This window comes from Hymenobacter terrenus (genome assembly GCF_000972495.1).
GTDB lineage: Bacteria > Bacteroidota > Bacteroidia > Cytophagales > Hymenobacteraceae > Hymenobacter > Hymenobacter terrenus.
Map to the genome: position 1 here is coordinate 1 of NZ_LATM01000066.1, position 7,813 is coordinate 7,813.

Sequence of the window (7,813 nt, forward strand, 5' to 3'; positions counted from 1 at the left end):
GCCCGGTTGCAGATCTAGGTCAGCGGCCCGTTGAATGGTTTTGAATGGCAGGGCGAGGGTACCCGGGTTGTCATCGCGGCCCTGGGTGTCAGAAACGTAATAATTATTGGCGTGCGCACCTGACCAAGCTCCGGTGCCGAGTAGCAGTGACAGAATAAGCTTTTTCATGAACTTGAAAAGGGTTGAGATGAGTAATATGGTCCGAAAAGAAAATAAGCGGGAACGTTTCCGGATCAAATTTTAAATTTTTATGCTCGTTTAAAAAGCTTGTGTTCAAATAGCTGGACCAACGACACAAAAGCATGGTTCAACGACACGAAATTGATGTTTGTTCATGCTGAGTTAACTCCCTACTCATCCTCTGTTCCTTCGCTGTCATTGCTTTACATCGGGTAAGGATAAGCATATGTTGACATGGTTCACCTGCAATCGATGTAGGCCACTCAGTGTTGGGTGAGCGTGGTGTTATCGCAGGTAGCAGCAAGAGCTATAAGCACAAAAGGCCTGCTCCGAGAGGAACAGACCTTTTGTAGCTCAGAAAGAAAGGCAGCGCTTACTTGTCCAGGGCCAAGCGGGAGACGGACGTGCCAGTGGGCGTGATCAAGCGCACGTTGAAGAGAGCCGAGCCCTGACGAGCGGGGGCTTCAAAGACGGCTTCATGCGCGCCGGCAGTCTGCGGCCCATCAACGAGCACGGCCACGATGCGGCCCACGTTATCGAGTACTTCCAGGCGCACGGCACCCGCTTGCTCGACCATGTAGCTGAGCGTGGCCCGGTCGTGGGTCGGGTTGGGAAAGGCGCTCAAGGCTCCGCCTGCGTCCGCCGTCTTGCTGGTGCTGAGGGCCGTGCGTGTGGTGCCGCTGAAGTCGCGGCGGCTCAGGAACGAGCCGGGGATGATCTGCCGGGCCACGCCGGGGCCTGTGATGAAAACCTGCAGGAATTCGATGCCCGTGGCCTCGAAGTAGTCGACGGCGATGAAGTGCTTGCCGGCTTTGAGGCCGATTTTGCCGGTCTGCTCGAGGTTGGCATTGTGCAGGCCGTCGTTGCTGACGACCAGGGTGTTGCCGATGTAGACCTTGGAGCCTTCGTTAGACTTCGTGCCGAAGGTGTACTCGCCATCAGCGGGTACGCTCACGTAGCCGTAGAAGTGGAAGGCGAAGTTCTCGGGTTGCAGAGCGGGGGTGATGTCGAAGGTTGCGGTGTTGCCAGCCTTGACCGTGGTCAGCGTCGAGAAATTGGGCAGCTGGGTCCAGGTGCCCTGGTAATAGTTGTAGTTCACGCCCGGAAGAGTGTTGGTGGGGGTGTCCGGGTTACGCAGCGTCGTGGTGGGGGGTGGCGTGGTGCCGCCGCTGTTCGTCGGGAAGGTGGCCGAGGAGGTGAAGGCGCTGGTGCTGGTGCTGCTGCACACGGTCTGGACCTGGAACTCGTAGTTGCTCGACGCGGTCAGGCCGGTGAGGACCTTGCTGGCGGTGGTGCTAGTGGTGGTGGTCCAGGTCGTGGTGTTCAAGATGCGGTAGCGCACGTTGTAAGACGTAGCGCCCGAGACGGCCGCCCAGGCCAGGGTCGCGCCGGTGCTGCTCACGCCCGAGGTGCTCAGGCTGGTTGCCAAGCCGCAGCTGGCGGGCGGAGGCGTGCTCGTGAAGCTGCTCTCATAAGCGCCCCGATCCAGGGTGCTCACCACGCGGGGGGAGCCAGCCAGGTCGGTGGCGCCTAAGGCGGTTACGAGGTTGTTGGGCAGGCCTCCGCCCGCGTTGATGGCGGGGCTGAGCGGGCTAGTCTTGAGGGTGAAGTTAGTAGCAGTCGTCAAGGCCGTGGTCGGGTTGACGAACAGGGGATCTGCCACGATGTTGGTGCCGGTGGGGATGGTGACGGAGGTGGGCACGGGGGCGTCGTCGGCGCTGGTGCTAGTGCCGCTGCCAGTGCTGGTGAGGGTGTTGTTGGTTGTGTTGACCGTGATGTTGCCGCCGGAGAACAGGTTGTTCACGTACCGCACGTTCAGCGTAGTGCTGACTTTATTGAAGACCAGGTTGCCGGGTAGCCCGACGGAGATGTTGTTCTGGAAGAGCACGTCGGAGGCCTGGTTGGCGTAGATTTCGCCGTTGTCAATTTCGGTGCTCTGCGAGTTGAGGTAGGCCGTGTTGTTGATCACGTCGGCGTGGCTGCTCTTGAACAAGTGGATGCCCGAGCCGCCATTGTTTACGCACAGGTTGTTGGCGATTAAGAAGCGGCCCGTGTAAGAATCCGAGGCGAACGTCGGGTTGCCGTTGGCATCCTTGATCACATTGTTGTTGGCGTCTTTGGCATACCGGTCGTTGACATCCAGGATGATGCCGTTGCCATCGGTGATGCCCCGGCATTTATCTGTTAATGTGCTATTGGGATTATACCACTTCACGAAGAGGCGGTTGCCGAAGGAACGGTTGTTGCGGATAATCATGTGGTAGCCCGGCGCGGTGTCGATGTTGCGGCTCGCATTTATCGAGATGCCGCTGGTGCCGAAAATGGTATACCACGAGTTGTTGTAGACCAAGTTGTTCTCGATGGTCACGTGGTCTGTGCCGTCCGCGGCAATACCGGCCCCGCCACAGTCAAACACTTCATTATCGATGAAGCGCAGGTGGTGCGGATACCCAACTGCTGCTTCTCCTTTCGCGAAGATGCCATTGCCATTGTATTGGGCTTGCTTGGGGCCCCCGGGGTTTGCGCAGCCGCCGCCCTGAGCGGTCGCATCGTCGGGGTTCACGTTTTGGTTATTGCCCTGGATCCGAAGACCTCTGATCTCAATGTAGGACACATTGCCTTTGATATGAAATCCCTCCCAGCCGGCGAACTTGATCAGGGGCTTGGCATCGCCTAGATAATTGCGAAATACAATATATTTCGCAGGTGAGGTGGCGGTCGCTGGGGTGCCTGATGCCTTGACTTGCACCCCCGCGCCCGTAAACTGATAGGTGCCGGCCCGTATGTAGACGACATCACCCCCCGTGAGAACGGGCTGGCCATCACTCTTTTTCAAGCCGGCGATGTATTGAATGGTTTTAAATGGGGTTCCAATGGCACCCGCAGTAGGCTTATCTTCACCATTGGTGGCGACATAGTAATCGGTGGCGTGTACGCTAGACCAGGCTCCAGTGCCCAGTAGCAGCGACAGAATAAGCTTTTTCATGACTCAGAAAGTATTGCTGTGAAAAATATGGGTTGAAAAGAAAATGGATGGGAACGTTTCCGGATCAAAGTTTAAATTTTTATGCTCGTTTAAAAAGCTTGTGTTCAAATAGCTGGACCAACGACACAAAAGCATGGTTCAACGACACGAAATTGATGTTTGTTCATGCTGAGTTAACTCCCTACTCATCCACTATCAGTTCACTACCATTGCTTTACCACGGCAAGCTGGATACCGTCTTGGCAGGGGTTCTTCCGCAATCGATGTAAGCCGCTCAGCCGTTGGGTGAGCGTGGCGCTGTGGCAGGGAATAGGAAGGGCCATCAGCACAAAAGGCCTGCTCCCGTAGGGAACAGACCTTCAGTAGTCAGTAAGGGAAAGGATGAGCTTCGGGATCCAGCGTTAAGTGCGAGAAACCGGCCCCACAGGCACTACTGGCATCCCATACCGGGTAGAATAGGATATGGTCTTTCTCTGATGGCTAAAAATACCATACATGTCTGCGGCTGAATAACCCGCTGAAAAGTATCGCTGCACTACTAAAGTTGAGCAGGGGTTGACTGCACGCAGCAGGCTTGAGCGGCAAGGTGGCCGACGACGATCAGGGCAGCAAAGCAGGGGCAAGACGCCGGCTTTGGAACGAGGCAAGGCAGGCTGCCGCCCAAGCTATGGGCCGCAAGGGACGGCCACTGCGTTAGTGCGTCGGACAAGCATGGTTCATTGCAAACCAAAAAGGTCTGCCCCGGGAGGAACAGACCTTTTGTAGCTCAGAAAGGAAGGATTAGGCTTACTTGTCCAGGGCTAAGCGAGAGAAGGAAGTTCCAGTGGGCGTAATCAGGCGCACATTGAAGAGAGCCGAGCCCTGGCGAGCGGGGGCTTGGAAGACGGCCTCATGCGGGCCAGCGCTCTGCTGCCCATCGACGAGCGTGGCCACGATGCGGCCCAGGCCATCGAGCACTTCCAGGCGCACAGCCCCGGCTTGCTCCACCGTGTAGCTGAGCGTGGCGCGGTCGTGGGTCGGGTTGGGAAAGGCGCTCAGGGCCGCGCCCGCGTCCGCCGTCTTGCTGGTCGAGAGCGCCGTGCGGGTGGTAGCAGTGCCGAAGTTGCGGCGGGTCAAAGCCGAGGCGGGGATGAGTTTCTTGGTCACGCCGGGGCCCTCGAAGGAAACCTGTAAGGTATTATCGCCGATCTTGTCGAAGTAGTCGACGGCGATGAAGTGCCGGCCCGCTTTCAGGCCGATAGTGCCTCTTCGCTCGCGCAAGGCGTGGGCGCTGTCATTGATGACGACGAGTTGGTTGCCGATGTAGAGCTTGGAGCCGTCGTCGGAGTTGGTGAAGAAGGTGTACTGGCCATCGGTGGGCACGCTCACGAAGCCGTAGAAGTGAAAGGCGAAGCCGTCAGCTTGAGTCGCAGGAGTGAGGTCGAAGGTGGTGGTGGTGCCGGTCTTGACGGTGGTGAGCGTCGAGAAGTCGGGCAGCTTGCTCCAGGTGCCTTGGTAATAGTCGTAGTTCAAGCCCGCCACGGTGCCGGTAGGGTTGTCGGGGTCACGAAGCGTGGTGGTAGGGGGCGTGGTGGCATCGAGCGTACGGAAGGTGGCCGAGGGGCTGAAGGCGCTGGTGCTGGTGCCGCTGCACACGGTCTGCACCTGGAACTCGTAGTTGGTCGCGGCCGTCAGGCTGGTGAGGACCTTGCTAGTGCCAGTGCTAGTAGTGCTGGTCCAGGCCGTGGTGGTGCCCGAGACACGGTACTGCACGTTGTAAGACGTAGCGCCCGAGACGGCCGTCCAGGCCAGGGTCGCGCCGGTGCTGCTCACGCCCGATGTGCTCAGGCTCGTCGCTACGCCGCATGGGGTGAAGCTGCTCTCGTAAGCGCCCCGATCCAGGGTGCTCACCACGCGGGGGTTGCCAGCCACATCGGTGGTGCCTAAGGCGGTTACGAGGTTGCTGGGCAGGCCTCCGCCTGTATTGATAGCGGGACTAAGCGGGCTAGTCTTCAGGTTGAAATTGGCGGTGGTCCAGTCGAAGCTTGCGTTGATGAACTGTGGGTTGCCGACCAGGTTGGTGCCGGTAGGGATGGTAACGGAGGTGGGCACGGGGAAGTCGTCGGCGCTGGTGCTGGTGCCGCTGCCGCGGCTGGTGAGGGTATTGTTGGTCGTGTTGACCGTGATGTCGCCGCCGAAGAACAGGTTGTTCACATACTGGACGTTCAGCGTAGTGCTGACTTTATTAAAGACCAGGTTGCCGGGTAGCCCGACGGAGATGTTGTTCTGGAAGAGCACGTCGGAGGCCTGGTTGGCGTAGATTTCGCCGTTGTCGATTTCGGTGCTCTGCGAGTTGAGGTAGGCCGTGTTGTTGATCACGTCGGCGTGGCTGCTCTTGAACAAGTGGATGCCCGAGCCGCCGTTGTTGACTACCAAGTTGTTGGCGATTAAGAAGCGGCCCGTGTAAGAATTCGAGGCGAACGTTGGGTTGCCGTTGGCGTCTTTGATCACATTGTTGTTGGCGTCCTTGGCATACCGGTCGTTGAGGTCCAGAATGATGCCGTTGCCATCGGTGATGCCCCGGCATTTATCTGGCAATGAGCTATCCTTGTTATACCATGGCACGTGAAGGCGGTTGCCGAAGGAGCGGTTGTTGCGGATAATCATGTGGTAGCCCGGCGCGGTGTCGACGTTGTGGCTCTCATTCATCGAGATACCGCTGGTGCCAAAGATGGTATACCACGAGTTGTTGTAGACCAAGTTGTTCTCGATGGTTACGTAGTCCGCACCCTGGGTGGCGATGCCGGCGCCGCCGCACTCAAACACTTCATTGTTAATGAAGCGCAGGTGGTGCGGATACCCAATATCCGCCTTTCCTACCGCGAAGATGCCATTGCCGTTATATTCACCTTGAAGGTCGCCTGCACCATTTCGGGCACAGCCGCCGCCTTGGTTGAGGGCCGCGGTGTTGTTGAAAGTACCGGTGGCGCCAGGAGTGCCGCTGGGTGGGGTGGAGCCGTCGGCGTTTTTGATAGGGGCATTGTTGAAGGCGGCGTTGTTGCCTTGAATGCGAAAGCCTCTAATCTCAATGTAGGACACATTGCCTTTGATCTGGAAGCCCTCCCAACTGGCGAACTTGATCAGGGGCTTGGCATCGCCTGGATAATCGCGAAAAACAATATATCTCGCAGGTGAGTCGGCGGTCGCCGGAGTGCCTGATGCCGTAATTTTTACGGCTGGGCCCGAGAACTGATTGGAGTTTTCGTTGATGTAGGTACCAGCCCGCACGTACACTACGTCGCCACCCCTGAGAACAGCTTGGCCAGTAGCATTTTTCAGGCTGGCGATGTATTGAATGCTCCTAAACGGGGTTCCGATGGTGCCCGCAGTGGGAGTATCTTGACCATTGGTGGCGACATAGTAATTGGTGGCGTGTACGCTAGACCAGGCTCCAGTGCCTAGTAATAACGACAGAAAAAGTTTTCTCATGACTGTAAAAAAAAGGGTTGGGGTGAAAGTGATTGTCTGGCAACGTTGCCGGATCAAATGTTGCCCTTTCTTCTCCTGAATATCAAGGTCCTATCGGCCATCACGGATGAACAGCACAAATCCATGGTTGAACGACTCGGAATTGATGTCCAATAATGAGTCACTTTTTTTAAAAGCCAAGCCAAAAAGGCCTGCTCTTGGAGGAGCAGACCTAGTCGGTTGAAAAGAAATAAGGAGTTTACCTGTCTAAGATTAAGTGAGAGGAGGAAATCTCTTTGGGGGTGGTTAAACGAATTCTGTAGGAGGTGGAACCCTGAAGAGCGAGAGCTTGAAAGATGGCTTTATGCGCTTCAGTAGTCTGTGTCATTACTTCGCAAATGCTTGTGATGAGAGATTTGGAGCGAAAGGAAACTAAATGGAGGCATTTATGAAGCAAAGCTATGACTTTTATGCTCATTTAGCAAATTTATATTCTGCTGATCGAACTAACAATGCAAGTTAATCAACAATCTGGAATTGATATTCAATTAGACTGAGTAAATTCTCCGCCCAATTCTATATTCCTTTGTAGGCAAGCATAGCCCATACTGCCAAGGGTCTTCCCAATTGATGTAAGCCATTTGGTCTTTCGGGGTAGTGGTGGGGCCACTATAGCAGAGAATAGGGCCATGGGCACAAAAGGCCTGCTCCCGAAGGAGCAGGACTCTTGTAGCTCATAAGGAAAGCATTGGCCTACTTGTCGAAGGAGAGGCGAGCGGAAGAAGTACCCTTCGAGGTGGTCAGGCGTACGTTGAGGAGGCCCAACCCTTGGCGGGTGGGGGCTTCAAAGACGGCCTGATGGGCCCCGGCGGTCTGCGGGCCATCGACGAGCGTGGCCACGATGCGGCCCAGGTTATCGAGCACTTCCAGGCGCACGGCACCCGCTTGCTCGACGGTGTAGCTGAGCGTAGCCCGGTCGTGGGCCGGGTTGGGGTAGGCTTCGATCGTCGCGCTCGCACCAGCGCTCTTGCCCGTGGCCAGTGCCGTGCGGGTGGTGCCGGCGTTGTAGTCGCGGCGGGTCAGGGCGGAGGCCGGGATGAGTTTCTTGGTTACGCCGGGGCCTTGGAAGAAGACTTGCAGGGTGTTGTCACCGAGGGCTTCGAAGTAGTCGACGGCGATGAAGTGCTTGCCCGCTTTCAG

At 56.9% G+C, this 7,813-nt stretch carries 3 protein-coding genes; all 3 read right to left on the minus strand.

Annotated features, from left to right (window positions below):
• Positions 1-553 precede the first annotated feature (553 nt).
• Entirely contained in the window at positions 554-3,166 is a 2,613-nt protein-coding gene (locus tag WX88_RS28415; RefSeq protein ID WP_052733137.1) for a PA14 domain-containing protein, read from the minus strand.
• A 786-nt stretch (positions 3,167-3,952) separates the two neighbouring features.
• Positions 3,953-6,634 carry a PA14 domain-containing protein gene (locus WX88_RS26160; RefSeq protein WP_046247385.1) on the minus strand — a complete coding sequence of 894 codons (2,682 nt, stop codon included), beginning with the start codon at positions 6,632-6,634 and terminating at the stop codon, positions 3,953-3,955.
• A 732-nt stretch (positions 6,635-7,366) separates the two neighbouring features.
• A partial coding sequence (locus WX88_RS31120) for a T9SS type A sorting domain-containing protein (RefSeq protein ID WP_046247386.1) occupies positions 7,367-7,813 on the minus strand: 447 nt, incomplete at its 5' end.